Annotated in this window: 16 protein-coding genes and 1 pseudogene; 6 read left to right on the top strand and 11 right to left on the bottom strand. The window is 72.7% G+C overall.

Features of this window, described 5'->3' with window-relative positions:
- Nucleotides 1-16: 16 nt before the first annotated feature.
- The 4 genes from ACIBVN_RS01275 to ACIBVN_RS01290 form a co-directional block, all read right to left on the bottom strand.
- Nucleotides 17-1,333 carry a cytochrome P450 gene (locus ACIBVN_RS01275; RefSeq protein WP_397131357.1) on the bottom strand — a complete coding sequence of 439 codons (1,317 nt, stop codon included), beginning with the start codon at nucleotides 1,331-1,333 and terminating at the stop codon, nucleotides 17-19.
- A gap of 73 nt (nucleotides 1,334-1,406) precedes the next feature.
- Nucleotides 1,407-2,453 (bottom strand): hypothetical protein, encoded by a 1,047-nt coding sequence (locus tag ACIBVN_RS01280; RefSeq protein WP_397131359.1) that lies wholly within the window; start codon nucleotides 2,451-2,453, stop codon nucleotides 1,407-1,409.
- Nucleotides 2,434-3,447: a LuxR C-terminal-related transcriptional regulator gene (locus tag ACIBVN_RS01285; RefSeq protein WP_397131361.1), complete on the bottom strand. Its 1,014-nt coding sequence runs from the start codon at nucleotides 3,445-3,447 to the stop codon at nucleotides 2,434-2,436. The genes ACIBVN_RS01280 and ACIBVN_RS01285 overlap by 20 nt, the downstream gene beginning before the upstream one ends.
- Before the next feature lie 46 nt (nucleotides 3,448-3,493).
- A complete protein-coding gene (locus ACIBVN_RS01290) occupies nucleotides 3,494-6,661 on the bottom strand; it encodes a BTAD domain-containing putative transcriptional regulator (RefSeq protein ID WP_397131363.1) in 3,168 nt (1,055 codons plus the stop codon).
- A gap of 101 nt (nucleotides 6,662-6,762) precedes the next feature.
- On the opposite strand from ACIBVN_RS01290, the gene ACIBVN_RS01295 reads away from it, so the two are divergent.
- The 3 genes and pseudogenes from ACIBVN_RS01295 (at nucleotide 6,763) to ACIBVN_RS01305 (ending at nucleotide 9,783) form a co-directional block, all read left to right on the top strand.
- Nucleotides 6,763-7,860 carry a HesA/MoeB/ThiF family protein gene (locus tag ACIBVN_RS01295; protein ID WP_397131365.1) on the top strand — a complete coding sequence of 366 codons (1,098 nt, stop codon included), beginning with the start codon at nucleotides 6,763-6,765 and terminating at the stop codon, nucleotides 7,858-7,860.
- A gap of 524 nt (nucleotides 7,861-8,384) precedes the next feature.
- Nucleotides 8,385-9,047: pseudogene (locus tag ACIBVN_RS01300) on the top strand (alpha/beta hydrolase fold domain-containing protein); the annotation flags it as partial.
- A gap of 13 nt (nucleotides 9,048-9,060) precedes the next feature.
- Nucleotides 9,061-9,783, top strand: a complete 723-nt coding sequence (locus ACIBVN_RS01305; protein WP_397131367.1) for a helix-turn-helix transcriptional regulator — start codon at nucleotides 9,061-9,063, stop codon at nucleotides 9,781-9,783.
- A 54-nt stretch (nucleotides 9,784-9,837) separates the two neighbouring features.
- Here ACIBVN_RS01305 and ACIBVN_RS01310 read toward each other — a convergent pair whose 3' ends face one another.
- The 3 genes from ACIBVN_RS01310 to ACIBVN_RS01320 form a co-directional block, all read right to left on the bottom strand.
- Complete coding sequence (locus ACIBVN_RS01310; RefSeq protein WP_397131369.1) at nucleotides 9,838-11,061, bottom strand: family 16 glycosylhydrolase; 1,224 nt, start codon at nucleotides 11,059-11,061, stop codon at nucleotides 9,838-9,840.
- A gap of 98 nt (nucleotides 11,062-11,159) precedes the next feature.
- Complete coding sequence (locus ACIBVN_RS01315) at nucleotides 11,160-11,987, bottom strand: NAD(P)H-binding protein (RefSeq protein WP_397131371.1); 828 nt, start codon at nucleotides 11,985-11,987, stop codon at nucleotides 11,160-11,162.
- A 156-nt stretch (nucleotides 11,988-12,143) separates the two neighbouring features.
- On the bottom strand, nucleotides 12,144-12,974 hold the full coding sequence (locus ACIBVN_RS01320; protein WP_397131373.1) for a helix-turn-helix transcriptional regulator: 831 nt from the start codon (nucleotides 12,972-12,974) through the stop codon (nucleotides 12,144-12,146).
- Nucleotides 12,975-13,092: 118 nt separating this feature from the next.
- Between ACIBVN_RS01320 and ACIBVN_RS01325 the strand changes: the two genes are divergently transcribed.
- Nucleotides 13,093-14,820 carry a beta-galactosidase family protein gene (locus tag ACIBVN_RS01325; protein WP_397131375.1) on the top strand — a complete coding sequence of 576 codons (1,728 nt, stop codon included), beginning with the start codon at nucleotides 13,093-13,095 and terminating at the stop codon, nucleotides 14,818-14,820.
- Between the two features lie 58 nt (nucleotides 14,821-14,878).
- Here the strand turns inward: ACIBVN_RS01325 and ACIBVN_RS01330 are convergent, their stop codons facing one another.
- Nucleotides 14,879-15,646: a BTAD domain-containing putative transcriptional regulator gene (locus ACIBVN_RS01330; RefSeq protein WP_397131377.1), complete on the bottom strand. Its 768-nt coding sequence runs from the start codon at nucleotides 15,644-15,646 to the stop codon at nucleotides 14,879-14,881.
- 110 nt (nucleotides 15,647-15,756) lie between these two features.
- Between ACIBVN_RS01330 and ACIBVN_RS01335 the strand changes: the two genes are divergently transcribed.
- Nucleotides 15,757-18,612, top strand: a complete 2,856-nt coding sequence (locus ACIBVN_RS01335) for a tetratricopeptide repeat protein (RefSeq protein ID WP_397131379.1) — start codon at nucleotides 15,757-15,759, stop codon at nucleotides 18,610-18,612.
- Nucleotides 18,613-18,623: 11 nt separating this feature from the next.
- On the opposite strand, the gene ACIBVN_RS01340 is transcribed toward ACIBVN_RS01335, so the two are convergent.
- From ACIBVN_RS01340 to ACIBVN_RS01350, 3 genes are all read right to left on the bottom strand, one after another.
- The gene (locus ACIBVN_RS01340; RefSeq protein ID WP_397131381.1) at nucleotides 18,624-20,087 is read right to left on the bottom strand and encodes an aKG-HExxH-type peptide beta-hydroxylase; all 1,464 of its coding nucleotides are present in this window, start codon (nucleotides 20,085-20,087) and stop codon (nucleotides 18,624-18,626) included.
- Nucleotides 20,088-20,165: 78 nt separating this feature from the next.
- Nucleotides 20,166-20,291, bottom strand: coding sequence for a hypothetical protein (locus tag ACIBVN_RS01345; protein WP_397131383.1), 126 nt, complete (start codon nucleotides 20,289-20,291; stop codon nucleotides 20,166-20,168).
- Between the two features lie 98 nt (nucleotides 20,292-20,389).
- A complete protein-coding gene (locus tag ACIBVN_RS01350) occupies nucleotides 20,390-23,221 on the bottom strand; it encodes a SpoIIE family protein phosphatase (RefSeq protein WP_397131385.1) in 2,832 nt (943 codons plus the stop codon).
- Nucleotides 23,222-23,421: 200 nt separating this feature from the next.
- Here ACIBVN_RS01350 and ACIBVN_RS01355 point away from each other — a divergent pair, with 200 nt between their 5' ends.
- Nucleotides 23,422-24,408 (top strand): NAD-dependent epimerase/dehydratase family protein, encoded by a 987-nt coding sequence (locus ACIBVN_RS01355; RefSeq protein WP_397131387.1) that lies wholly within the window; start codon nucleotides 23,422-23,424, stop codon nucleotides 24,406-24,408.
- Nucleotides 24,409-24,475: the final 67 nt, after the last annotated feature.

Below are 24,475 nucleotides of genomic sequence, written 5' to 3' on the forward strand. Positions count from 1 at the left end.
GGGCGGCGGGACCAGGTCACCGGGGTGCTGGTCGTGGCGTCAGGTTCATACGGATGCCGTCCGCGGCCCATAAGACGAACCGTTCGACGGGGACGACGTCGTGCCCGGAGGCCGGCTGGAAGCGGAATCTCCGCAGCAGGATCGCCAGCACCAGTTCGGCCTCCACCATGGCCAGGCTCGCGCCTTCGCAACTGCGCGGTCCGAGGCCGAACGGGATGTAGGCGTAGCGCGGCCGCCTGGCGGCCTCCTCCGGAGCGAACCGGCCAGGGATGAACGCCTTTGGATCCGGCCAGTACTGCGGGTTCATGTGGACGGCCCAGAACGGGTAGAAGATGGTCGTCCCGGCGGGGATCTCGTAGCCGGCCAGGACGAGCTCCTCGGTGGTCTGGCGAGCCCCGTACGGACCCGGCGGATACAGGCGCATCGATTCCTTGAGCGCCATCTGCAGCCGGGGCAGCCGTTTGAGATCGGCGTACTCAGGCGTGTCACGATCGGCCAGCACCTGGTCGATCTCCGCCGTGACCCGTTCCGCCTCAGCGGGGTGCCGGGAGAGCAGGTGGAGGGTCCACGAGACCGCCACGCCGGTCGTGTGGTGGGCGGCAAGCATGATCATCAACACGGTGTCCCGTATGCGGGCCGGGCTCATCCCGGCCGCGGCCAGAGCCGCGACCAGGTCGTTGCCGTCCGGCCGGGCGGAGGCGAGCACGCCGTTCACGACTGTGCGCAGGTAGGTCAGTGCCTCCTGCGCGCGCTTCCGTCCCTGCTCCTCCGTGCCCGGGTCGGCGGGCTGGTACAGGCGGCCCAGGTACTCCGTGAGCACGACCTCGAAGGCCGCCACGACCTCCTCCGGGTCGTCGACGCCGTTGCCGAGGGCGTACTGGCAGATCATCCTGAGCGACAGCGCGCTCAGGTCCTTCTGCAGCTCGACCGGTCCTTCGCCGGCGCGCTCCGCCCACTGGTCGGCCAGGTCGCCGGCCAGCGCGGCCAGGCCGGCGAAGTGGGTCTCGTGCGAGCGGCGGCCGGCCAGCACGGACAGCACCGCGCGGCGCCACGGCGTGTGCTCGTCCGCCGGCAGGGTCTGCAGGTTGCCGGCCTCACACAGCGGCGCGAGGAACTCGAACAGCTCCTCCGGCCGCTTGTTGATCCCGGCGGTGGCCTCGAGCAGCACCGGGTCCGCGACGGAGACCGCCGAGGCGGCGCCGGGCAGCTCGAAGCGTACGACCGGCCCGTATTCAGCGTGCAGCCGCAGCTGGTAGGCGTGCAGGCCGCCCGCGGAAGCGATGTCATGCAGCCCGCCGTCACCTCGCGGGGGTGGTCCGGGAATCACCGACACGTCTCCTCCATGGGACATGGATCTTCTTCCACGTATCTCTCCTCAGCGCCTGCTTGGCAAGGTGCAGATCAGGTCAATCCGTGGCCGGGGGATGGCGGAAGGCCGCCTGGACGCCCGCCTGGAAGCGGGTGTGGGCGCCGAGCCGGCTCATCAGGTCCGCGATGCGGCGCTCCGCCGTGCGGGAGCCGATGCCGAGCTGGCGGGCGATGGCCTCGTCGGTGAGCCCGGCCACGAGCAGGGCGATCAGCCGCTCGTCGTCGTGGCCGGGCTGGCGGGTGCGAGGCGACGCGGCGCCGGGCGCGGGCGGGCGCAGGCGCAGGGGCAGAGCCCGCTGCCACAGGCCTTCGAAGAGCCGGCTCAAAGCCTGGAGCAGGCCCGACGGGTGGACGACGAGCGCGGCGTCGGCGTCGGGATCGTCGGGCTGGTGCCGCAGGAGCAGCAGCGCGAAGCGGTCGTCCATGAGGTAGAGCTTCATGGGCAGGCTGGGCAGCACCCGCGCCTGCTGGCCCGCCCCGATCATCGTCTCGATCTGGCGCAGCGCCCCGAGCCGGTCGACGAACTCCCGCTCGTAGATCATGCGTACGGTGACGCCCTGGGCGAGCAGCTCGTGCTGCGCCGCCACGCTGCCCTGCGGGTCGAAGTAGGGCGGCTTGGAGAAGCAGCGCAACTGCTGCGATGCCGCCCGCTGCATCTGCGTGTGCCGCTGCTGCACCGCCCGGTGGCCGGTCACGACCTCGACGACGACCGGAGGCGCCTGTTCGGTGGCGCGGCGCTGGTAGGCCCGGTCGAGTTCGGCGGCGCGCTCGCGGGCCTGGAGCAGCTGCCGTTCGGCTGTGACCAGGAGGACGTCGAGTGCGACCTCCGGGGCGACGGCCGAATACCGGGGCGGCTCGTCGGAGGACCTGGTGACCAGCCCCTTGGCCTCCAGCGTCCCGAGCAGTCCGGGCAGGACCTCCGGACGCAGTCCCGCCGCCGCGCCCAGCGACGCGACCCGGGCGGGCGTCGCCGGCGAGCAGTCGACGAGCAGCTCGTACACCGCCTCCTCGTCCGGCGTGAGCCCCGCCGCGCCGAGTGCGTGCCCGGCTCTGCCGCCGGGGCCGTCATGCGGTGGGTGCGTCATGCTGCGGGCTCTTCTCGTCGGTCAGCCACCCGCGCAGGACGGCCTGGTAGCCGGCTTGGAAACGGGTCTGGGCGTCCAGCTGGATCATCATCGCGCTGACGTGGCGGCGGACCGTGCGGTCGCTCCATCCGAGGTGGGCCGCGATCGCCTTGTCCGTCTGGCCCGCCACCAGCCGGGCGAGCAGGTCCCGCTGCGCGCCGGTCGGGCTCGTGGTCTCGGCCAGCTGCGCGCGTCCGTGGCTGACGTGCAGCGGCACCGCCCGCTCCCAGTACATCTCGAACAGCGCCGTCAGCGCGTCCAGCAGCGTCGAGTCGTGCACGACGAGGGCGGACTCGACCATCTGCAGGTCGTGGCGGAGCGGCACGAGCGCCATGGGATAGTCGCTGAGCACCAGCTTCATGGGGACGTCGCCGACGCGGACCTGCTCGCCGGCGGCGACGTAGTCGGCGATGGCCTGCAAGGTCCCCGGCACCTCGATGGCCCGCCTGTCGTACACGACCCGGTAGTCGACACCGCGGCTCAGCAGGTCGAACTCCTGGGTGTTCCCGCCCACGACGCCCGCGTACGGCGGCGCGTCGAACACGCGGATCTTCTGGCGCGTGCCGCGCTGGAGCTGTTCGAACCGGCGCAGGACCGCCTCCCGCCCGATGACCACCTCCACCAGCCCGCCGGACTCCTGCGCGGCCGTGGTCCGGTGGTAGCGCGTGGAGAGCTGGGCGACGCGCAGCCGGGCGTCGGCCAGCTCGCGGGCCCGCTCGCGGATCAGCGCGTCCAGCCCCATCTCCGGCGGGACGACGACGCACCGGGGCGGATCCTCGGGGAGCCGGGCGATCAGCCCGAGCTCCTCGAGCCTGATGACGACGGCGCCGGTCAGCCCCGTTGGGGTGTGCTGGGCGGCGAGCCGGTCCAGCTCTTCGAGCGTGACGGGGGAGTGCTCCACCAGCGCCTCGTAGAGTGCCTGCTCGGCCGCGGACAGGCCGAGGATGCGCAGCATGCCTCCATGATCGCCCACCGCTGCGGGCCCGCGTCGTCCTTTTCCGTCATCGCAGGAGCGACGCGGTCAGGTGCGCCTCCGGCGTCCCGATGACGGTGAACAGCTCGTGTGCCTGCTGCCAGCTCCTTCGCGCGCTTTCCTGGTCGGCGGCCAGCTGCCGGGCGTGTCCGAGAATCAGCAGCGCGCGGGCCTGTTCCAGCCGCTGTCCTGAGCGGGCGGCCAGGTCCGCTGCCTGCTCGGCAGCCCGGATGCTCTCCTCACCCGCATCCTGCGCCAGGTGGATCGCCGCCAGCAGGGCATGGAGCCGCGGCACGTCCAGCGGGCTGTGGTTCTGGCTCAGAGACAGGGATCGGCCGGCCAGTTCGCGCGCCTTGTCATAGTTTCGTACGACATATTCGGCGCGGGCGAGTCCGAGCAGGACCTGACCGGTGCTCATGCCCGACTCCTCGGCGAACCGGCGGGCGGTGCCGAGATGTCCGAAGGCGCTGTCCAGCCGGCCGAGCCGCAGTTCCGATTCCGCGAGGCCGAGCAGTGCGGCCAGCTGGGAGTCGCCGTTCTCGACCGACACGGCGATGTCGAGAGCGGCGGTGAAAGCGGAGATCGCCTGCTCGTGACGGCCCGCGGCGCAGTGCACCATGCCGGCCGTTTCCTGGGCGACGCCCTCCGCGTAGCGCAGGCCCGCCGCGCGGGACACGGTCAGCGCCTCCTCCAGGGCCTCCGTCGCCTCCGCGAACCGCGCCTGCTGCTGGCGTACCAGGCCGAGGTTGACCAGAGTGAGCGACTGAATGTGCCGGTCGCCGGACTCGCGGGCGAGGGGCAGCACGGCGTGGAGGCATTCCTCGGCCCGCTCCAGCCGCGCGAGCAGGATGTAGGCGGAGGCCAGGTTGCCGAGGCCGCGTATCTCCCCGTGCGCGTCGCCCGACGCGCGGTGCAGTGCCACCGCCCGCAGGTAGTGCGGAATCGCCTGCTCCGGCTGTCCCAGCCGTTTGAGCGTCACCCCGCAGGCGAGGAGCGCCATCGCCTCGCCCTGCTCCCAACCGGCCTGACGGCTCAGGGCCAGCGCACGCTCGCTCTCCCACAAGGCCGCCTTCAGATCGGCCATGCGCCATCGAGTCGTGCCGAGGACCAGGTGCATCGCGGCCTGTCCCCGGAGATCCTGCTCCTGCTGAGCGGCGTTCAGCCCGATCCCCGCGACCCGTAGCCGCTCCCCGAGCGTCGCCCGGTGATGGAGCAGCTCCTGAGCGGCCTCGACCAGCAGCCAGGCGTACGGCCGCGGGCCGTGCGCGGCCGCGTGCGACACGGCGGCGGCCAGGTTCTGCCATTCACCGTCGAACCAGGCGGCGGCCTCGGCCGGATCGCTGAACGGCGGGCCCTCGCCCCGGGGCGAGCGCGGGGTCTGGAAGCCGCAGGCCTCGGTGGCTGCGACGAGCAGGCGCAGGTAGTGGTCGAGCAGGCGCCGCAGGGCGGCCTCGCGCTCGGCGGGCGCGTCGGCCTCGAGGCTGCGCTGTCCGGCGTACTCCAGGACGAGGTCGTGAGCGGCGAACCGGCCAGGACCGGACTCCTCGACCAGGTGGATGCGCGCCACCGTGCCCAGCAGCTCTTCCGCCCTGGTGTCGCTCGTTCCGGCCAGCGCGGCGGCCGCGGCGACGGAGATCTCGGCGCCGGGCGCCAGCCCGAGGAGCCGGAACATCCGCTGGGCGTCCGCGGGAAGCGCCTCGTTCGACGCGTCGAGCGCCGCCCGGACGGCCACGTTCTCGTCTCCGTCCACGCGCAGTCCGGTCATGCGTCCCCGCGCCGTCAGCCGGTGAACGCAGTCACCCACCGTCCGATGGACGTACTCCCCGACCCAGGAGGCGGCGATGGAGAGCGCGAGCGGGAGCCGGCCGCACAGCCGTACGAGCTCGGCCGCGGCGTCCGGATCGTGGCGCGCCCTGTCCGCCCCCACGGTCTGGGTGAGCAGGCGCAGCGCCTCGTCCTCGTCGAGCACGTCGAGAGCGATGCGCTCGACGCCGTCCACCGCCACCAGCCCGCTGAGGCGATCACGGCTGGTGATGACGATCCGGCAACCGGGAGGGGCGGCCAGCAACTCGCGGACCTGCCGCGGATCCGCGACGTCGTCCAGGACGACAAGCACCCGCCGGCCCGCGAGGCGGGTCCGGTAGAGCGCAGTCTGCGCGTCCACGTCGACCGGGATGTCCGCGGCTGTCAGCCCCAGTCCCTGCAGGAGCAGCGTCAGCGTCTCGGGCAGCGACCTCGGCTCAGCCGGGCCGAACCCCCGCATGTCGATGAAGAGCTGCCCGTCGGGGAAGCGCTCGGCCGCGCGGTGCGCCCAATGGAGCACCAGCGCCGTCTTGCCCACCCCGGCGGGGCCGACGACGGCCACCCGATGTGCCGCGTCGAGGCGTCGCAGCGCTTCCGTACGGCCGACGAAACGGGGCAGACCGTGCGGCAACTGATGTGGCGTCTGGGTCCTGCGCGGGCGGCCCTCGTCCGTCAGCAACCGCTGATGGAGGTCGCGGAGCTCCCGGCACGGTTCGACGCCCAGCTCGCGGACGAGCCGGTTACGCAGATCGCGATACACCGCCAGCGCCTCGGGCAACCGGTCGCCGAGGTGGAGCGCCCGCATGAGCAGTTCGTGCGGTCGCTCGCGCAACGGTTGCTCGGCGACGAGCTTGCGCAGCCCGGCGACGACGTCCTCGCCGTGGCCGCGCTCCAGCAGGAGCTCGGCCCGCCGCTCGGCCGCTTCGACCCGCAGCTCCACGAGGCGGCTGCGCTCGGTCTGGGCGGCGAGACCGGTCAGGTCGGGGAAGGGCTCGCCCCGCCACATCGCCAGCGCCCTGTCGTAGATCGGCACAGCCTCCGCGCCTGCGCGGCGCGCACGCTCGACCAGGTCGGTGAACTCGGCGACGTCCAGCTCGCCCGGTCCGACCTCGGCCAGGTAACCGGGGCTGCGGGTGAGGATGATCGACTGTCCCAGGGGGCCCAGAGCGCGCCGGACCTCAGCGACCAGCGCGCGTATGCGCGGCGCGGAAGTCGGCGGCGGGCTCTCCCCCCACAGCCAGGTGGCCAGGCGCCCCGCGGGCACGACGCGCCCGGGTTCGAGCAGGAGCGTCGCCAGCAGTGCGCGCTGCCTGCCGGTCAGGTGCACGGCACGGCCGCTGACCGAGACCTCCAGGGGACCGAGAAGGAGATACCGGACATCGGGCGCAGGCACGCCCCAGACCGTAGCACCAAGATCCATGCAGGATCCATGCGCGATCCGTGCGGGCCGGTGCGAAGTTTGGTCGCCAACGGCACATGAACGAGGCACCATCGATGAGACCACAGCTCAAAGGACTCTCCTGGGAACGGGCCGGCGACCGGCTGCGCCTGGTCTACGATCCGCGCGACCAGTTCCTCCTGGCCGATCCCGACGGCTCGGTGGAGAAACTGCTGACCCTGCTCGGCGAGGGCGGCAGGACAGTCGAGGATCTTGCCGACATCCTGACGGCCGACGTGGCCGACGTGCAGGCCGCCGTACAGGCGCTGAACGCCCACGGGCTGGTCGAGGACGGCGATCGCCTGGGCGGGCTCGACCCGGACGAAGCCGAGAGGCACTTCAGCAACCTGGCCTTCTTCGAATCGTTCGCCACGCTTGACCGCAGCCGTGCGGACCTGCGGCGGCGGCTGCGGGAGTCACATGTGCTGGTGCTCGGCACCGGCGGGCTGAACTCCACCGTCATCCCGCACCTGGCCGGACTGGGCGTCGGCAGGCTGACCCTCCTCGACCGCGATCAGGTGGACCCGCGGAACTTCGCCAGGCAGTACCTGTACCGCTGGGACGACATCGGCGCGCGTAAGGTGATCCGCGCCGCCGAGTGGGTGCGGGCGTTCGACCCCGCCATCGAGGTGGACACCGTCGACATGTCGATCGACGGGCCCGGCAGGCTCGCCGAGCTCATCGACCGGACCAGGCCCGACGTGGTGGCCGCCGGCATCGACCAGCCGGCCGACGTGGACCTGTGGGTCAACCAGGCCTGCGTACGGCACGGCGTGCCCTTCGTCCGCGGCGGATTCCTCGTCACCACCGGCGCGGTGTGGTCCGTCGATCCGGGGGTCAGCGCCTGCCGCGCGTGCGTACCCGCGGATCCGGTCGACGTCACGGCGTACACGGATCCGGACGAGAAGACGCTCAACGCGATCTCGGCGATGCGCCTCCACCTGAGCCGGCCGCAGCTCAACCGGGGCATCGGCCCGGTCGTCGGGCTGCTCGGCTCCTATGCCGCCTTCGAGGTGCTCAGATACCTGACCCGTTTCGAGCCACCGGCACACGCCGGTCGGCCACTCGTCCTCGATTTCGCGCACGGCTGCGTGGCGAATCACCCCGACGAGTGGCAGCGCAATCCAGCCTGCGCGGTATGCGGGGGGAGGTGACCACGGTGAAGATCGAGATCGTGCGAGTCGAGAGCACCCGTCTGACGGGCAACATCTGCATGTCCACCTGAGAAACCGGCCGGGGGCCACGGGGTCGCGATCCCGTGGCCCCCGGCGGCGCGATGGGGCCAGGGGGCGACAGTGACGGAGATCACGACACAACCGTGACAGTACGGTGTCGCGGGCTGCGGAGAACCTGGCCGGCATGAACGCACTATCGACCATTCGCTTCATCGGCTCCGCCCCCGAGGAACTGGCCGAGACCCAGGCCACCAACGACCGCATGGAGCAGCTGCTCGACAGCCACGTCCCCCTGCACGTTCAGGACGATCCGGTCGCGGCGCGGGCGGCGCGCCGCTTCGCCCCCGGGCTCTCCGCGGCCGTCGCGGTGCCCGAGGTGAGCTGGCGAACCGTGACCGCGCCCGACGGGAGCCGGATCCCGCTGCGCGTCGTCCTGCCGCCGGACGGGCGCGACCCGGCGGGCGTGTTCCTGCACTACCACGGCGGCGGCGGGTGCGGCCGACCAACAGGACGAGCGGCTTCGGGAGGTGGCGGCCAACTGCGGGGTGGCCGTGCTCAGCGTGGAGTACCGGCTCGCACCCGAGCACCCCTACCCGGCGGGCACCGACGACGCCGAGCGGGCCGCGTTGTGGGTGGTGGAACACGCGGAGCGGGAGTTCGGCACGCGGCGGCTGCTCATCGGCGGCGAGTCCGCGGGAGCGCGGCTGACCGTCACCTCCCTCCTGCGGCTGCGCGACCGGCACGGGCTGGCGCCCGGCGAGGCGTTCCTGGGCGCGCAGTTGAGCTTCGGCTCCTACGACCTGGCCCATGGCACGCCCAGCGCCCGCCTGGCGGGCGAGCGCAACCGGCTGATCAACGCCCCGATGCTCACGTGGTTCCGGAGCAAGGTGTTTCCGGGGCTGTCACCGGACGAACGGCTTGATCCGGACATCTCCCCCCTCTACGCCGAGCTGGGCGGCCTGCCGCGGGCCAGGTTCAGCGTCGGGACCGCCGATCCGGTGCTGGACGACACCCTGTTCATGGCCGCCCGCTGGTCGGCCGCGGGCAATCCGGCCGAGCTGGTGGTGGCGGTGGAGGGCTGGCACGGTTTCACGCTGCACCCGACGGCGCTGGCCAGGCAGGAGCTGGCCGAGCAGGAGGAGTTCGTCCGCCGGTGCCTGGCCTAACCTGATAGCCGTCATGAACCGTACCGAGCGCCTGTACGCCCTGGTGGACGAGTTGCGCGCCATCGCGCCCCGGCCCCGCACCGTCGGATGGCTGGCCGCCAGGTTCGCGGTGTCCCGGCGTACCGTCCAGCGTGACCTCCAGGCGCTCATGGAGACGGGCGTCCCGGTGCGCAACGCGGCGGGGCGGCACGGCGGCTGGTTCGTCGACCGTGACGGCACGCTGCCGCCCATCAACCTCACCGCGGCCGAGGCGCTGGCGGTCGCGGCGGCCCTGGCCGGAGCCGAGGACGGCACGCCGTTCTCGGCCGCCGGGCCGGCCGCGATGCGCAAGCTGGCCGCCGCGCTCGGCGAGTCCGCCGCCGCGGAGGTGCGCGCCCTGACCGGGCGCATCCACATCCTGCCCGCTCGTACCGCGCCGGACGTACTCGACGCCGTCGAGCAGGCCGTGGCGCGGCAGCAGGTGGCGTGGATCAGGTACGCCGACTCCGCTGGCCGCACGAGCGAGCGGGAGGTCGAGCCCAGCGGCCTGCTGGCCGCGGCGGGGGACTGGTACCTGCTGGGATGGTGCCGCAGCCGCAGCGCGGGCCGGGGCTTCCGGCTGGACCGGATCCGCGCCGCCGAACTGCGCGACGAGCCGTGCGTGCCGCGCCCGATCGCCGCGCTGGACCACGGCCTGGCCCAGCGCGCCCGGCACGCCGAGACGCTCCGCTCGCTCAGCGACTCGAGCCGCGATTAGGCACTCCGCTCGCTCAGCGACTCCGGCCGCGACCAGGCGCTGCCGTCATCGCCTCTATGCCAGCGGTTTCTGGTAGGCGCGCACGTAATCCACCACGAGCCGCGCGGGGAACACCGTGTCGGCGTCCGGGTCGCCGACCCAGCCGTCACCGCCGCCGACCGCCAGGTTGAGTATGAGGGCGTGCGGGTGCCGGAAGGACAGGTTCCAGGCGGAGTCGGCCGCGGCGGCGGTCATGGTGCGGGTCACTACGCCGTCGATCGACCACTTGATGTAGCCGGTGGCGCTGTTGTCCCAGTCCACGGCATAGGTGTGCCAGCCGGCGATGCTCTCGCCCTCGGGCAGCTCGGTGCTGTCGCCGAAGTTGATGTCGCCGCCTTCCGGCCCGCCGTGCGCGTGCTGCTCGACCAGCGTCGGGTGGTTCCCGAGCGTCTCCACCACGTCGATCTCGCCGCTCGGCGGCCAGCCGACCTGCGCGTTGTTCCCGCCGACCGTCCAGAACGCCGGCCACAGGCCCTTGCCGAGCGGGGCCTTCATCCGCACCTCCAGATGGCCTCCCGCCTGCGACCATGAGGGCAGGCCCTCGTTGTTCTCCCAGTCGAGCATGGTGAGGCGGGCGGAGGCGTACCGGCAGGGCAGGTCCGGTTCGGAGCTCTGGTCCGTGCCGGGTTTCCAGCCGCACATGGCGCCGGGGGTGACCTGGTCGTCGGCGGTGAGCACGAGGTTGCCCTGCCCGTCGAGCTTGGCGTGGTCCATCTTGTACTCGGCGATGCTGCCGGTGCAGGCCTGCCGCCAGCACGGGTCGTTGAACCACACCGGGCTGCTGAGGCCGGCGTTCGGCCCCAGGCCGGCGGCGCCGGTGAAATCCTGCTCGAACGTCACGGGGTTGGCGGCCACGGTGAACGTCTTGCGCGGGGTCAGCTCCGTCCAGACGTCGTCGACCAGGTAGGCGACGAAGTAGGTGTACGTGCCCGCCGGATAGGCCCTGGGCTCCGTGGTGAACGTCGTCACGGTCGTGGAGAGCGTGGTGGCGATCGCGCCGGGGAAGTCGACGATGTCGCCGGCGGAGTCCCGTACGGCGATGGTCAGGGCTTGGACGGCCACCGTGCCGGAGGCGCTGACCTTGGCGGTCGCGGTCATCGGGCGGTGGGCCACGGGCGCGGCGAGGCTGGTCGACAGCGCGTCCACGGTGACGGTCACCGCCGCGGAAGCGGGGATCGCGCCGAGGGTCGCCGCGCATAACAGGACCGACCCGATCAGGGCCCGGAGGAGGTTTCGCATCTACTGCCTTTCGGAGGCGGTGGCACTGATCATCTTCGGTGCTTCGGCACCCGTCAAGATCACCGTCAAGGCCGCGGCCGAGCAGGTGCCGCGCTCGGTCAGCGGAAGTCCTCGGCGTGGGCGGTGGCCCATTGCGCGAAGGTGCGGGGCGGCCTGCCGGTCACCTCGAGCACGTCGGGGTGGACCTTCGACTCGTCGAGCGTGCCGTCGCTGTAGAAGCTGAAGAAGGCGGCGACGTACTCGGGGGGCATGGCCTGCTCCATGTCGGCACGTGCCTCCTCATCCGACAGGCCCACGCAGCGCAGATCCCGGCCGAGCACGCCGGCCAGCACGGCGATCTGGTCGGCGGGCAGCAGAGACTCCGGGCCGGTCAGCTCGTAGATCCGGCCCTCGTGCCCATCGCCGGCCAGCGCCCGGGCGGCGACGTCCGCGATGTCGCGGGGGTCGACGCACGCGGCCCGCACGTTCGCGAACGGCACGCGCACCGTGTCTCCCGCCCGCAGCTGCGGCAACCAGCGCAGCGCGTTGGACATGAAGGCCCGGGGCCGCAGGAACGTCCACGACAGCCCAGAAGCGCGCACGTCACGTTCGGCCAGCGTCATGTAGCGGGAGACCGCATTCGTCATGTCCTCCAGCGCGGCCGATTCACCCGACAGCAGGACCACGTGCCGCACGCCCGCGTCCCGCGCCCGAGCCAGCAGCCCGGCGGCGTCCTCGTATCCCGGCAGCAGGAACATCCCGCGTACGCCGTCGAGCGCCCCCGCCAGGCTGTCGGGCCGGTTGAGGTCGCCGAGCACGGCCTCGGCTCCCTCCGGCAGCGGGGTGTCCGGCCTGCGGACCAGCGCGCGCACCGGTGCGCCGGCACCGGCCAGCGCGGTGACCAACTCTGAACCGACGTTGCCGGTGGCACCCGTGACCAGGTACATCGCCTCTCCTAGAACACTCGAACGAATCCAGCAGAAGTGCCTATTCTCACACTCCCCCCGGCGGGGAGAGCCGCTGCGACAGATCCCTGCCGGCGGTGGCGATCAGCGGGGGCACGCCGAGGTCCGCTGAGCAGGTCGGCGGATCATCAGCGGTGGTCACGTCGCCGGAAAACCCCGATACTGCTGGGCGCGGAACTCGCTGGGCGGCAGGCCGGCGCGGCGGGTGAACAGCCGGGTGAAGTACGCGGGGTCGTCGTAGCCGACCCGCCGGGCCACGGCGGCGATGGGCAGATCGGTGCCGGCCAGCAGGTCCTTGGCCTGGTTGAGCCTGATGGACAGCACGTAGTCCTTCGGGCTGATCCCCGCCAGCCGCCGCACGGCGCGGCGCAGCTCGGCCAGCGGCATGCCGAGGCGCCGGGCGTGCTCGGAGATCGGGACGGGCAGGCACGCGTGGCGGGCCAGGCTCTCCAGGACCGGATGGCCCAGCGAGTCCTCGCCGGCGCGGGCGTGCCGCAGCGCGACGAGCACCTCGTGCACGATGGCCGACGTCTCGACCTCCAGGTAGGGCCCGCCGCGGCGGACCGCCTGCGCGATGCGGCCGATGGCGTGCACGGCCGGTCCGGCGGTCGTGAGCGGTGTCACCGGACGTTCCGGATCGACGAAGCCCAGGTCCTGGTAGGCGTGCGCGGCGGGTCCGGTGAAGTCCACGAACCACTCGCTCCAGCCGGGGGCACGCGGCGCGTAATGGTGCTCGACGCCGGGCAGCAGCCAGATGACCGCGGGTGACTCGACCTGCGTGAGTGGCCCGCCCGCCTGCGAGAACCAGCCCGACCCCTCGTCGACGACCACCGCGACGTGGTGGGGGAGGACGCGCGGCCCCACCGTGGGCAGCATGCCCTGCTGGTGGCCGACGCCGAGGCAGACCAGCCCCAGCCGGCGGTGCCGGGCGTCCGGTGTGAGGTACCGCATCCACTGCCGGAACGCCATCGGTCCGTTCTCCCCAGCGCACACGTCAAATCCAATAAATGCCGGCGGTTTGTCCATGGCCTGCCGCCGCCCGCTCGGCCATGCTCGGGACCGCGAAAGCCTACCCGGAAGAGGACAAATGCGTAATTTCACAATAGAGGCGGGCGCGTTCCGGCTGGACGGGGAGGAGTTCCGGGTCCTGTCCGGGGCGCTGCACTATTTCCGCGTGCACCCCGGACAGTGGCGGCACCGCCTGGCCATGCTCAGGGCGATGGGGCTCAACACCGTCGAGACCTACGTGCCCTGGAACCTGCATGAGCCCCGTCCGGGCGTCTTCGACCGGGTGGCGGAGCTCGGAGCGTTCCTGGACGCGGCCGCCGAGCAGGATCTGCTGGCCATCGTGCGGCCCGGGCCGTACATCTGCGCCGAATGGGACAACGGCGGCCTGCCCGCCTGGATCACCGGCCGGATCCGGACGAGCGACCCCGAATACCTCGCGCACGTTGACCGGTACCTCGACCGGATCATCCCGGAGGTGGCCGGGCGCCAGGTCACCAGGGGCGGCAATGTGATCATGGTGCAGGTGGAGAACGAGTACGGCTCCTACGGCACCGACCGCGCCTACCTGCGCCACCTGGCCGACGGGCTGGCCGCTCGCGGCGTCGAGGTCCCCCTCTTCACCTCCGACGGCCCCAGCGACCTGTTCCTGACCGGCGGCACCCTGCCCGGCGTGCTGGCCACCGTGAACTTCGGCTCCGACCCGGAGAAGGCGTTCGCCACGCTGCGCGCGCACCGGCCCGGCGATCCGCTGTTCTGCATGGAGCTGTGGGGCGGCTGGTTCGACCACTGGGGGCAGCAGCACGTCGTGCGCGACGCCGAGGACGCCGCCGACGTGCTCGAACGCGTGCTCGCGGCAGGCGCCTCGGTCAACCTCTACATGGCGCACGGAGGCAGCAACCCCGGCACCTGGGCCGGGGCGAACCTGACCGGCGAGATGGCGTCCGGGGAGTGGCGGCCGATCGTGACGTCCTACGACTACGACGCGCCGATCGACGAGCGCGGCGCCGCCACGGACAAGTACTGGCGCTACCGGGAGGTGCTGTCGCGCTACGCGAAGGACCTGCCGGATGTGCCGCCGCCGCCCGCGACCCTGCTGCCGGCGACGTTCGCGCCCACCGCGTCGGTACGGCTGCGCGACGCGCTGGAGGCGATCGCCCTGCCCGAGGTGACGGCCCCGGTCCCGCCGTCGTTCGAGGAACTGGGCCTGAACCACGGCCTGGTGCTCTACCGGATGGACGTGCCAGGGCCCCGCGAGCCGTACCCGCTCGCCGTGCCGGACCTGCGCGACCGCGCCCACCTTTTCGTGGACGGCGAGTTCGTCGCGGTGCTGGAGCGGGACCAGCCGGCGCCGGAAGTGCGGGTGCCCGGCCCAGCCACCGTGGAACTGCTGGTGGAATCCATGGGCAGGCCGAACTACGGGCCGCTGATGGGCGAGCGGAAGGGGCTGCTCGGCGGGGTGCTGCACCAGCACCAGTATCTGCACGGCGGCACCGCGACGCCGATCCCGCTGGGCGACGTCTCGGCGGTGCCGTTCCGCGCGGAGGTGATCGGTGAGGCCCGCTCGTTCTTCCGCGGCGAGCTGGACGTCGCCGAGCCCGCCGACGCGTTCCTCGCGCTGCCCGGCTGGGGCAAGGGGTACGTCTGGGTGAACGGCGTCCTGCTGGGCCGCTACTGGGACAAGGGCCCGCAGCGCACCCTCTACGTCCCGGCGCCGCTGCTGCGGGCCGGGCAGAACGAGATCGTGCTGCTCGAGCTGGATCGGCCCGGCACGGTCCTGGAGATCCGGGAGGAAGCAGACCTGGGGTGACGCGCCAGGACTACCTTGCCAGGCCACTGCGGCGGCGTGCCAGATCGATCTCCGCAGACTAGAGCGCCCGGTCGAGGGCGGGGTCGGCCGCGAGGATCCTCCGATGGAGCTCCCGCACCGCCCTGCCCGGCTCCAGGCCCTGCTCGCTGATCAGCGTCGCCCGCAGGCCGGCGTACACCGACAGGGCCTCGACCTGGCGTCCTGACCGGTACAAGGCGAGCATGAGCAGCGCGTGCAGCGACTCGCGCAGCGGGTGCGCGGCGGTGAGCTCGCGAAGCACGGGGATCGTCGCCGCCTGCCGGCCGAGTTCGACATCGGCCTCCAGCATGGCTTCGACGGCCAGCAGCCGCGCCTCCTCCAGCCGGTCGGCGTGCGCCCGGATCATCGGGCCGGCAGGCACGTCCGCGAGCGCGGGCCCGCGCCAGAGCGCCAGCGCCGCGTCCAGCCGCCCGCGGGCCAGGGCCGGTTCACGGGTCCGGAGCGCCCGCTGGCCCTCGGCCAGCAGCCGCTCGAAGCGGGCGGCGTCCGTCCCCTGCGGGGTGCCGCGCAGTTCGTAGCCGCCCCCTCGGGTGAGCAGGTCCTCGCCGAGAACGCGGCGCAGCCGCCAGATGTATCCCTGCAACGTCTTGCGGGCGAACTTGGGCTCGGAGCCCTGCCAGAGCTCCTCGATGATCCGGTCCGCCGGGACGGGGCGGCCGGAATTGATCGCGAGGATGGCGAGGACGACGCGGTGCTTGGGTGCCGGAACCGGGACCACGCCGTCGCCGCGGACGACCTGGACCGGGCCGAGCAGACCGACCTGGGGTCCGCGGGACGTCGGGAGCACGACCACCTCCTGAATCGGGACAGGCCGAATCCGTGTTAGCGGACGGCGCCGATCTAGATCTAAACTGCCAGACCAGGCTTGCGCGGGGCTTGCGCGCTCAAGGGGGCAGCGTGGAATTCCGGATCCTCGGGACTCTGGAGCTCTGGCGCGACGGCTCACGGGTGCCGCTGACCGCGCCCAAGCAGCGTGCGCTGCTGGCGATCCTGCTGATCAGAGCGGGGCGGACCGTTCCCGTCGAACGCCTGGTCGACGAGCTGTGGGGCACGGCGCCGCCACGGAGTGTCGAGAGCACCCTGCACTCGCTGATCTCCCGGCTGCGCGGGAAGGGCGTCGGCGGGCTGGTCAGGGAGCCGGGCGGTTACCGGCTGGGGCTCGAGGGCACCTCGTCGGACGCCCAGGTCTTCGAGCAGCTCGCCGCCCTGGCACGGGAGCTGGCAGAGGCCGGCCACCTGGAACGTGCCGTGCGACGCTTCCAGGAGGCACTCGGCCTGTGGCGGGCGGGAGCGCTCGCGGACGTGCCGGAGTCATCGCTGATCGCGGCGGAGCGGCTCCGGCTCGACGGGCTCCGGCTGGCCGTCTTCGAGGAGTACGCCGACACGCTGGCCAGGCTCGGCAGGCACGCCCTGATCGCCGGGGAGGTCCGCGGGCTGCTGGCGGAACACCCGCTGCGCGAGTCCCTGTGGAGCAGGATGATCGACGCCCTGGACCGCTCGGGACAACCCAGGGAGGCACTGGCCGCCTATGACGAGGCGCGCCGGGTGTTCGCCGAGGAGCTCGGCTTGGATCCGGGGCCGGAGCTGCGCCGCGCACGGGCCGGGATCCTCCAGCGGGAGGAGGAGCGCCGCAAACGCTTCGACGCGCCCGTACCCCGGCAGCTTCCCCCCGACCTGGCCGGCTTCACCGGGCGCGGTGCCGCTCTGCGGGACTTGACCGCGCCGGCCGGGACCCGCCTGGAGGCGGTGACGGTCATCAGCGGCATGCCCGGCGTCGGCAAGTCCGCCTTCGCGGTGCATTGGGCACACCGGATGGCCGAGCGCTTCCCCGACGGGCAGCTCTTCATCGAGCTGCGCGGGCACCGCCCGGAGGAGGCGATCACGCCTCGGGAGGCGCTGGACCGGTTCGTCCGCGCCCTGGGCATGCCTCCGGAGCAGGTGCCCGGCAGCGAGGACGAGCTCGCCGCCGCCTATCGGCGGCTGCTCGCCGGCCGGCGCGTGCTGGTGCTGCTGGACAACGCGGCCGACTCCGCCCAGGTCCAGCCGCTGCTGCCGGGCACCGAGGGCTGTCTGGCGCTGGTCACCAGCCGGAACCGGCTTTCCGGCCTGGCGCTGCACAACGCCACGCGTACCGTCGACCTCGACATCCTGAGCGCCGCCGAGGCGGTCGCCCTGCTGTCCGCCGTCATCGGTCACCGCTCCGAGTCCGAGCCCGCCGCCGTGGCCGAACTCGCCCGCCAGTGCGGGCACCTGCCGCTGGCCCTGCGGATCGCCGCCGCTCACCTGGCCGACCACCCTCATCGCCGGATCGCCACGTACGTGGCGGACCTCGCCGAGCGCGGCCGGCTGGGCACGCTGCACCTCGGCGACGCCCCGTCCGCCGCCGTCAGCGCCACCTTCGACCTGTCCTACCAGGCACTGACCGAGGCCGGCCGGATCGCCTTCCGCCGCCTGGGCCTGATCCCCGGTGGCGGCGGCTTCACGGCCAGGGCGCTGGCCGCGATGCTCGGCGTCTCCGCCGCGGAGGCTCGCGCCCGTCTGGACGCGCTGCGGGCGGGCAGCCTGATTCAGGCCCGTCACAGCCGGTCGCCGGAGGAGCGCTACCACCTCCATGATCTCCTGTTCGACTACGCCCGCCACCGAGCCGAGGCCGAGGACGACGGGGTGGTGCGCGAGGAGGCGGTACGCCGGCTGCTGGAGTGGTACCGCACCATCGACGACCCGCTCGTGCTGCAGGACGAGTACGAGAACGTGCTCGCCGCCACCCGTCACGCCGCCGCCCACGACCTGGAGGCCGCCTGGCGGCTGCCCGCGGCACTGGCCCGGCTGCTGCGCCTACGCCACAGCCTGGCCGGCACCGCGGAGCTGCACACCCTGGCCGCGAGCGCCGCCGAGCGGGCCGGTGAGCACCTGGAGGCCGCCGTGGCCCACAACAACCTCGGCGCGACCCTGGAGTACCTGGGCCGCTACCCCGAGGCCCTGGCAGAGCACCGCAGAGCACTGGAGATCTACCAGCGCCTCGCAGACCCGGCAGGAACGGGCGCCGCGCTGCGCAGCATCGGCACCGTCTCCTGGCTGCTCGGCCGGTACGGCGCGGCCCTCACCGAACTGCGCGAGGCGCTGGACATCCTCGAGGACGCGGGCGACGACGACGCCGTGGGGCAGACGCTGAACCTGCTCGGCATCGTGCTGCGGAACCTGGGCCGGATGGAGGAGGCGGTCGCCCACTACGAACGCGCGCTGGCCATCCACCGGCGCACGAGCGACACCCACGGCGAGGCCAACACGCTCAACAACCTGGGCGTGGTGCTGGACGCCCGCGGCCGCCACGCCGAAGCGCTGGAGCTCTACCGCGAGGCGCTCGCGCTGCGCCGGTCCACCGGCAGCCGCAAGGGCGAAGCGCGTGCGCTGAACAACATCGGCCTGACCGAGGCGAAGCTCGGCCGGTACGAGTCCGCGCTCGGGCATCTCCTGAGCGCGCTGGCCATCCATCGGGAAACCGGCGACGCGAGAGGCGAGGGTCAGGTGATCAACGACCTGGCCGGGCTCTATCACCTTCTCGGATGGGAGAAGGACGCGTTCGCGCACTTCGCCATGGCGCTGCGCATCCGATCCGGCATCGGCGACCGCAAGGGCCTCGCCGAGACCCACAAGGAGCTCGGCGAGGCCTACGCCGACCGGGGCGACAGCGCCGCCGCCCACCACCTCGCCACCGCGGAACAGCTCTTCAAGGAGCTGGGGACGGCCGGGTAGCCGTGGGATCCTCAGGAACCCACGGGCACGATGAGCCCGGCGTGGAGCAGGCCGGCCAGCCCGGGGCTCAGCCGGTCCTCGGCGCCGGGCCCCGCCACCTGGCTGTACCGCTCACGCAGCGACGACAGGTCCCGGCCGTCGCACAGCGCGTAGATCGTCCAGGCATGGTCGTTCAGCCAGCGGAAGCTCCGCGGGGCCGGGGAGAACGCCACCAGCTGCCGCTGCTCGGGGATCGGGCACACCTGCACCGGCTCCGCCCGGCGGTAGCCCCGCGCCTCCAACGTCACCTCGGCGGCCGGCCGCCGGGGCGCGGCGGGCGCCTGTCCTGGCAGGATTCCGGGAGCGATGGGGGCCACGCCGCCGATCAGCCAGTCGACGAACTGCCTGCCGGTAGGGGTCAGCAGCTCGCCGTGCACCTGGGAGGCCTGCTGGGCGAGATAGGTCGCCCGTTCCAGGCTGGTGGTGTACCCGCCGCCGGCGGCTGCCTGGCTGCCGGGGGTGGCCAGATCGACGAACTCGGCCGCGGGCGGCTCGCCGTACCGTGCCCGCAGGGCCGGGGACGCCTGAGCCGCCGCCGCGCGGAACAGCACCAGGTGGGCGTAGACGTGCATGGCGAACAGCACCCGCGTCAGGGTCCACGGCTGCACGCGCCACGGGATCGGGATCAGCTGCTCGGACTCGGCGGCCATGGAGCCGGTCCGCAGCACGTCGAACAGCTTCAGGTGCAGTCCCTCGTGGAAGAGCGTCTCGGCCGCGGTCCAGGGATCGGCCAGCCGCTCAGGGGCCAGGAAGAGAGCCGAGGGCAGCGGGTCGCCGCCGGAGATCGAGTTGAGGGTTCCGTCGGCCAGCTCGTCCCGTACGAACCCGACCAGGGAGACGTGCGGCAGCACCCCGGCGCCCGTGTGGGGCAGCAGCTCGGCGAGGAGTTCGGCGGCCTGGCGCAGCCCGGCGAGCAGGCCGGCGTCGGGACGCACCCGGCTGCCGGAGCCGTCCTGGGACAGCGTCCCTGCCAGCAGCTCCTCCAGACGGGCGCTCAGTGCCGTCTCAGACTCGGAGCCCGTCTCGAGGTCCGTCCACACCCACGAGACGGCGCGATCCGGCCACGGACGCACCGCCGGGCGAGAAAGACGTTCACAAGGCCCGACGCCGTCGAGCGCGTCCGCCACACCGCTCTCCAGGTAGGCCACCAGGTCGGCGGCCTCGCCGTCCTGCCGCTCCAGCGCGGTCATGTCGTTCTCGAACGCGTTGCGCAGGACCGGGTCGTACATCAGCGGGCGCAGCTCGGCGTCGCCCGCCAGGGACAGCCGCGACAGCCTGCCGGCGGCGCAGGGGTGGTAGCGGGCCAGTACCTGAAGGCCCAGCCGGTAGCGGGCCAGGTTCCTGGCCTCGATCGCCTCGGCGGAGCCGAACCGGCGGTTCGAGCCGAGTGCCAGATCGATGTCGGAGATCAGCTCGACATTCGATACGGGAGCCAATGACGTCACCTCGATTTCACCGGTAGGGGGCCGGCGACGGGGGACATCCCGCCGCCGGCCATCGTTACTCGGGCCCTGTTACTCGGCGCGAGGAGAGGAGAAGGGCGGGGTCCACGCGCGCTCGTGCGGCGCGTCGGTCGTCACGCTCGGCGCGGCGTCTCCCGCCAGCGAGAACGTCGGCAGTTCAACGGTCTGAGTTGGCATGCTGCTTCCTCCGTTCGCCATGGATCACTTGGCGAGTCGAATCTAGGAAGCCCGGGTGTGGGGCCGGTGTGGTGGCGATCTCTTCCAGCCGGGCCCTGTCACGTCCCGGCCGCGGGGAGGGCCTGTTCGGTCCAGATGCACTTGCCGTCGGTGGTGAAGCGGGTGCCCCAGCGCTGGGAGAGAGCCGCGACGAGCTGGAGGCCGCGCCCGCCTTCGTCGGTCTCGGCGGCACGGCGGATCCGGGGGGTGGTCAGGCTGCCGTCGGTGACCTCGCAGATGAGGGTACGGCTGCGCAGCAGGCGCAGGTTGAGCGGGCCTCTGGCGTGGCGGATCACGTTGCTGATCAGCTCGCTGGCGATGAGCTCCGTGGTCGCGACGAGGTCGTCCAGTCGCCAGGTGGCGAGCTGCTGCCGCACGTGCTCGCGGGCCTCGCGAGCCGCGATCGGGTCGTCAGGAAGGTCCCAGGAGGCGATGTTCTCAGCCGCGAGGCGGTGGGTGCGGGCGATGAGCAGGGCGGCATCGTCGGGGATCTGCTGCTGGGCCGGCAGCATGGCCGCGGTGACGGACTCGCAGAGCCGGTCGAGGTCGGTGCCCGAGGGGCCGGGGCGCAGGCCGGTCAGGAGCCCGGTGAGCTCGGCCATGCCCTTGTCGATGTCGCGGGTGGAGGACTCGATCAGGCCGTCGGTGTAGAACACGAGCAGGCTGCCTTCTGGCAGGTGCAGCTCGTACGTGCTGAGCGGCGGCTCGGCGGCGCCCAGGGGCGGGTCGGAGGTCACGTCGAGGGCGCGGACCGTGCCGTCAGGGAGCACGTGGACGGGCGGCGGATGGCCGGCGCTGACCATGACGCACCGGCCGTCGGCCGGGTCGTACACCGCGTACAGGCAGGTGACGTAGAAGTCGTCGCCGAGGTCGCTGACCAGGTCGTTGAGGTGGGCGAGCAGTTCTCCAGGCGGCAGCTCGAGGTCGGCGAGGGTGCGTACGGCGGTGCGCAGCCGGCCCATGGTGGCGGCCTCGGTCAGGCCGTGGCCCATGACGTCGCCGATGACCAGGGCGACCCGGTCCGCCGAGAGCGGGATGATGTCGTACCAGTCGCCGCCGACCGCCCCGGTGCCGCCGGGCAGGTAGCGGGCCGCGGCGGCGAGGCAGGGCGAGGACGGCAGGTCGCGGGGGAGCAGGTGCCGCTGCAGCTCCTGGGCGCGGGTGTGCTCCACGTCGTACATGCGGGCCCGCGCCAGCGTCTGGGCGATCAGCCCGCTGAGCGCCGTGAGGAGGGTGCGCTCCTCGCTGGCGAACTCGTGGGGCCGGTCGAAGGAGATCACGCAGCAACCCGCGGGCTGGTTGGGCACGCGCAGGGGAAGGACCGCCCAGCTGTCCGTGTCCGGTGCCGTGGTCCGGCGGGCCTCGTCGCCGTCCGGCGCGCGGCGTTCCGGTTTCGACGTGATGAAGATCGGTACGTGTGACCGGCACACGTCGGCGAGGGCCGCGGAGGCCAGGGTCGTCCGGTTCCTGAACTCGCCGAGGATGTCGGATGGACGCCCGATGGTTTCGACCACCTGCAGGTGATCCCCCTCGCCGGCCAGCACGGTGAGTCCCGCGGCGTCGAACGGCGGCAGCACCCGCCGGGCGATGACCTGCATGACGTCGCGGAGGGTGACCGCCTCGCCGAGTGCGAGGGTCAGCTCCTGGATCCAGGTGGCGCGTTCGGCGGCGGCCTGTACGGCGGCCGCGCGCTGCTCGTCCTGGACGCGCTTGTCGGTGATGTCCGCGAGGTAGAGCGTCAGGCCGTCCGGCACCGGCACCAGGCGCACGTGGTACCACCGGTCGTCGGTCGGCCACCGCAGGTCGAGGCTGGCGGGCACGCGCTCGGCGGCGACCTGGCGGCACATCGCCTGCAGCTCGGGCGGGCACCCGGCGGTCAGGTCCCACACCACCTGGGCGATCAGCTCGGCGGAGCCGAGGAGGGATTCGGCGACGCGGTTGACGAACGTGATCCGCCAGTCGCGGTCCAGCGCGATGAAGGCGTCACTCATGTCGCGCAGCGCGCGGCCGGCCGATTCGCGGGCGACACGGCTCTCGGTGGTGTCCCAGACCGTGCCGACCATGCGGACCGGCTCGCCCCGCTCGTCCAGGACCAGGCGGCCCCGCGCGTGCATCCAACCGGTGGTGCCGTCCGGGCGGCGGGCGCGGTACTCGACCTCGTAGAGTGCCCTGGTGCGGATGGCCTCCTCGGTCGCGGCCATCACCCTGGGCAGGTCCTTCGGATGGACGATGCCCGCCCAGGTGTCGATGTGGTGCGGCGCGGTGGCGGGGTCGATGCCCAGCAGGGTCAGCGCCGGGTCGTCCCACCACAGCTCACCGGTGCGGATGTTCCAGTCCCACGATCCGATCTTGACCGCTTTCAACGCCTGCCTGAGCCCGGAGTCGGCGGACCGCTCCTGCAACCACGGACCTTTCGCGGCCGAACCGGCACCGGTCCTGGCGAGGCGCTTGTCCAGCCAAGCGGCCAAGGACCGCAGGAAGTCCGGCTCCACTGTCTCGTCACAGAACACGGACAGGCAGCCCACGGGCGTGTCGGGGCCGTGCAGCGGCACGGCCGTCATCATCACGGGCATCGCCTCGGCCGCCTCAGACGCGGCGCGCGTGAGGGGGACGCGGACGGACGTTCCGTCGCGCAGCACCCGCATGACCACGTCCCGGGTCTGTCCCCATGCCTCCAGCGCCGCCGGGGGCAGCCCGGAGGCGGCCACCATGCGCGGCTGCCGGCTCCCGACGGGCCCGGCCCAGTGGATCATCCCGCCGAGCGCGCGCGTGGCGGCGACCGCCTGGTCCAGGGCGTATTCGAGCACCTCGATGTCGCTCAGCCCGGCGCACGCCGAGACGAGCAGACGAAGCCGTTCCTCGCCCGAAGCCGCGGGGGAGGGCCCGTTCACCACCATCCTTTCGCCCCCAAGCCACGAGAGGTATGCCATCGGTCCGATGCCAATCACAGCGGACGCGGGACATCACCTCTTCGCAGATTAATGAACTGCCCCCCAAGACCAGGCAAAACGCGCCGCCCTGCGGCGGGTCCCGGGTCCGCTCACAGTGAACCCGGATGGGTGTCCGGTGTTCGCGGTGCTTGGGTGTCTGGATGGAGATCTTGATTCTGGGTGGGACGGCATGGGTGGGCCGGGAGCTGTCGCGGCAGGCGGTCGAGCGCGGCCATCGGGTGACGTGCCTGGCTCGCGGTGAGAGCGGGCCCGTCGCGGACGGAGCGCGGCTGGTGGCCGCCGACCGGCGTGATCCGGCGGCGTACGAGCCGCTGCTCGACCGCGAATGGGACGCGGTCATCGAGGTGTCATGGCAGCCGGGCTTCGTCCGTGCGGCGCTCGACGCACTGGGCGGCAGGGCCGGGCACTGGGCCTATGTGTCCTCCGTCAGCGCCTACGCCTCCCATGCCGCGCCGGACGCGGACGAGTCCACGGCGCTGCTCGCCCCGGCCGATCAGGACGAGGCCGGCCGCGAATCGTACGGCGAGGCGAAGGTCGCCTGCGAGCAGGCGTCGGCGGCGGCCGTCGGCGACCGCCTCCTCATCGCGCGCGCCGGTCTCATCGGCGGACCGGGCGATCGCAGCGGACGCTCCGGCTACTGGGTGGCCCGTGCCGCGCGCGATCCGCGAGGGCCGATGCTGGTTCCCGACGCGCCGGCCCTGCCGACACAGGCCGTCGACGTGCGGGACCTCGCGGCCTGGCTGCTGGATGCCGGGGAGGCGGGGCGCACCGGCACATATGACGCGGTCGGTCCGGTCGTTCCGTTCGGAGAGTGGATCGAGCTGTCCCGCACCATCGGCGGGCACACCGGTCCGGTGGTCGCCGCCGACTCGGCGTGGCTGCTGGCGAACGGCGTGGCCGAGTACATGGGGGCAGAGTCGTTGCCGATGTGGCTGGTCGAGCAGGGCTGGGAGGGCTTCTCGGCGCGGAGCGGGGCGGCGGCGCGCGCCGCGGGACTCCGTCATCGGCCCCGGGCGGAGCTGCTGGCCGACACGCTGGCCTGGGAACGCGAGCAGGGCCTGGACCGGGACCGGCGCGCCGGCCTGAGCGTCCGGCGCGAGCGCGAGCTGCTCGACGCTCTGGGCTGACGACCGGCGCAGATCGCGGCGTGCGGCCGAGTCGCCGGGGTGCCCGTAGGGCCGGAAGTCCCACTGA

Source organism: Nonomuraea sp. NPDC049400 (genome assembly GCF_044466425.1).
In the GTDB taxonomy this organism is placed as follows: domain Bacteria; phylum Actinomycetota; class Actinomycetes; order Streptosporangiales; family Streptosporangiaceae; genus Nonomuraea.

What these genes read in the sequence shown, in the direction of transcription:
- ACIBVN_RS01280 (WP_397131359.1), bottom strand. Translation starts at nt 2,453, where the DNA reads ATGACGCACCCACCGCATGACGGCCCCGGCGGCAGAGCCGGGCACGCA.
- ACIBVN_RS01285 (WP_397131361.1), bottom strand. Translation starts at nt 3,447, where the DNA reads ATGCTGCGCATCCTCGGCCTGTCCGCGGCCGAGCAGGCACTCTACGAG.
- ACIBVN_RS01295 (WP_397131365.1), top strand. Translation starts at nt 6,763, where the DNA reads ATGAGACCACAGCTCAAAGGACTCTCCTGGGAACGGGCCGGCGACCGG.
- ACIBVN_RS01305 (WP_397131367.1), top strand. Translation starts at nt 9,061, where the DNA reads ATGAACCGTACCGAGCGCCTGTACGCCCTGGTGGACGAGTTGCGCGCC.
- ACIBVN_RS01310 (WP_397131369.1), bottom strand. Translation starts at nt 11,061, where the DNA reads ATGCGAAACCTCCTCCGGGCCCTGATCGGGTCGGTCCTGTTATGCGCG.
- ACIBVN_RS01315 (WP_397131371.1), bottom strand. Translation starts at nt 11,987, where the DNA reads ATGTACCTGGTCACGGGTGCCACCGGCAACGTCGGTTCAGAGTTGGTC.
- ACIBVN_RS01320 (WP_397131373.1), bottom strand. Translation starts at nt 12,974, where the DNA reads ATGGCGTTCCGGCAGTGGATGCGGTACCTCACACCGGACGCCCGGCAC.
- ACIBVN_RS01325 (WP_397131375.1), top strand. Translation starts at nt 13,093, where the DNA reads ATGCGTAATTTCACAATAGAGGCGGGCGCGTTCCGGCTGGACGGGGAG.
- ACIBVN_RS01345 (WP_397131383.1), bottom strand. Translation starts at nt 20,291, where the DNA reads ATGCCAACTCAGACCGTTGAACTGCCGACGTTCTCGCTGGCGGGAGAC.
- ACIBVN_RS01355 (WP_397131387.1), top strand. Translation starts at nt 23,422, where the DNA reads ATGGAGATCTTGATTCTGGGTGGGACGGCATGGGTGGGCCGGGAGCTG.